This is a genomic window from Winogradskyella sp. UBA3174 (assembly GCF_002364335.1).
Taxonomy (GTDB): Bacteria; Bacteroidota; Bacteroidia; order Flavobacteriales; family Flavobacteriaceae; genus Winogradskyella.
Genome location: NZ_DEXW01000058.1, coordinates 1 through 3,164, shown reverse-complemented (window position 1 = coordinate 3,164; position 3,164 = coordinate 1). Strand labels below are relative to the sequence as shown.

Sequence of the window (3,164 nt, the reverse complement as noted above, 5' to 3'; positions counted from 1 at the left end):
CTTTACGATAAACGAAACAAATCTGTTAAAGGGTTTTCTGGAGGAATGAAACAGCGTGTTGGGATTGCACAAGCCTTAATCGGTAATCCTAAATTAATCATTGTTGATGAGCCAACAGCGGGTCTAGACCCTGGTGAGCGTAATCGTTTTTATAACCTATTGGCAGATGTTGGTAAAGACGTTATTGTCATTCTATCTACACATATCGTTGATGATGTAAGAGAATTATGTACCAAGATGGCGATTATGAATTTAGGAGAAATCGTGTATCACGGTTCTCCACAATCGGCAATTGACGAATTAAGCTCTAAAGTATTTCAAAAAATAGTTGGCAGAGACGAACTTCAAAATTATGCTAGCGACTATAAAATCATTTCAAATAAAATGGTAGGTGGACAACCCCTTATTCATGTATTTAGTGAAGATCATCCGCAAAACGGATTTGAACAAGTGAGACCTAATTTAGAGGATGTCTTCTTTTCTAAAATCAACACGTCTAACGTACTTGTTTAATCAACCCTAACCATTTTAATCATGTTTAAAACATTCTTTTTATCAGAATTAAAATATACCCTTAAGCAACCGATGGTGTATATTTTCATATTCATTTTTGCCTTAATGGAAGTATTTGCCATGGTAACTGACAATTTACAAATCGGAGGAGCTATTGGAAACGTTAATCGTAACTCACCATACACGATTACTATTCACATTACTATCCTATGTATTTTCGGTTTACTTATGACAGTAGCCTTTTTTAATAATGCTGCATTAAGAGATCATAACAATGAATTCAATGAAATTCTTTTCACAACACCTTTAAGCAAACCAGGTTATTTCTTTGGACGTTTTTTTGGAGCACTAGTAGTTTCTACACTTCCACTCGTTGGGGTTTTTATTGGAGCTGTCTTTGGTGTTTTTCTAAATTCTATTTTTGGTTGGATTGATGCTGAACGCTTTGGTCCTTTTCACCTTGAAACCTTCATAAATAATTATCTATTATTTATACTTCCTAATGTCTTTATTGCTGGAGCCGTAATTTTTGCCATGGCAAACAAATGGAAGAGTACTATTATTTCATTTGTTGGCGGAATGGTAATTATTGTAGCTTATATTGTTTCAACCTCTTTAACATCTGATATTGACAATGAAACCATCGCTGGTCTATCAGATATATTTGGAATTAACACCTACTCTATTGAAACTAAATATTTTACTCCAATAGAAAAAAACACCATCAGTCCTGGGTTTTCTGGCCTTTTATTTTGGAACCGAATCCTTTGGACGTCTGTGGGTATTATTATTTTACTGATTTCGTACTTTAGTTTCTCGTTCCAGCAGAAAAATAAGAAAGTAAAGAAGCCAAAAGGTAAAGTCGCAAAAGACGAAACTGTATTTGCGCTTCCAACGTTAAATCCAACGCATGGTGCTGCTGCGAATTGGCTTCAATTTAAAAGTTTCTTTTACACCAACTTTTTAAGTATTGCAAAAAGTGTCACCTTTAAGATATTATTTCTTTTTTGTATTATCATTTTAGTTACGGATTTAAGTGGAGGTTTTGAATATTTTGGTTTACAATCCTATCCTTTAACCTATAAACTCATTGATTCTATAAAGGGAAGTACAAACCTGTTTACAGTCATTATTCTGATATTTTTTAGTGGTGAATTAATTTGGCGCGATAGAGATTCTAAGATTAATGAAGTTGTAGATGCAACTGCACATACCTCTTTTATTTCTATGGCTGCAAAAGCCTTATCATTAATTTGTATTACTACAATTTTAAATCTCTTCTTTATTTTTATTGCAATTATCTATCAATTACTTAATGGCTTTACACGTATAGAATTAGATGTTTACCTCTTAGATTTCTTTTATTCTAATCTGGCGCTTTATATTATTTTCGGTGGCATTATGATTATGATTCAAGTGCTGTCTAGTAATAAATACATTGGCTATTTTATATCCGTATTGGTACTCTTAGTATGGGAAATTGTCTTAAGCATTTTAGATATTTCTACCAATATGTTAAATATTGGAGGAGGAGGTTCTGTTTTCTATTCGGACATGAATAGCTTCGGACCAGGATTAACAAGCGCCTTGTGGTTTAATTTTTATTGGATCTTACTGTCGTTTTTAGGCTTACTTATAGCAGGTGCGCTATGGAATCGTGGGTCGAAAAGCTCTTTATTTAGTCGTATAAAAACGGCACGAAAAGAGGTGCCTAAAAGTTACCGCGGTATTATAGCCTTAACGGCAATTGTATGGATTGGTGTTGCGAGTTTTATCTATTATAATACCCAAGTATTAAACCCTTACCGTTCTAGTGATGCGACTGAGCAATTATCTGCTGATTATGAAAAAAAATATAGTAAGTACAGAGATGTGGTATCACCAAAAATTACGGATGCGAAATATTATATAGATATTTTTCCTGAAGAACGGAATATTAATGTTAAAGCAGATATTCAGTTAACCAATGCCTCTAACAAAGCTATTGATTCACTACACTTTTATAATCTTGAAGGCTGGGACACCAAATTGACTGTACCTAATGCAACCGTAGTCTTTGAAGATGACACCTATTTATACACCATCTATAAATTAAGCCCTGCATTGCAACCTGGTGAGCAAATGATGCTTCATGTTGACAATACATACCTTACTAAAGGTTTTGAAAACGGCAGAGGTAATACAAACATCATTAATAACGGAACCTTTTTTAATAACGGAGGTGTTTTACCAACAATGGGATATGCTGAAAATTTTGAGCTCTCAGATAAAAATACACGTAAAAAGTATGACCTAGAGCCAAAAGAGCGGATGCCAAAATTAACACGGGAAATTTCTGATTTACATCATAATAACTATATCAGTAATGGACAATCCGATTATATTAATGTTGAAACCATTATTTCCACAAGTAAAGACCAAACCGCTATTGCACCTGGTTCTTTAATTAAAAAATGGGAAGAAAACGGTAGGGACTATTACCACTATAAGAGTGATACTCCATCTTTAAACTTTTATGCGTTTATGTCTGGCGATTATGAAATTGCAAAACGCAAATGGAATGACATTGATATTGAAGTCTATTACGATGAAAAACATCCTGAAAATGTGGAGATGATGTTAGATGCTGTAGAACGTTCTTTGACTTATTA

General features: G+C 33.7%; 2 protein-coding genes. Both read left to right on the top strand.

Annotation, left to right across the window (positions count from 1 at the left end):
- A partial coding sequence (locus tag B2U95_RS10600; RefSeq protein ID WP_296316099.1) for an ATP-binding cassette domain-containing protein occupies positions 1-513 on the top strand: 513 nt, incomplete at its 5' end.
- A gap of 21 nt (positions 514-534) precedes the next feature.
- A partial coding sequence (locus B2U95_RS10595; RefSeq protein WP_296316096.1) for a hypothetical protein occupies positions 535-3,164 on the top strand: 2,630 nt, incomplete at its 3' end.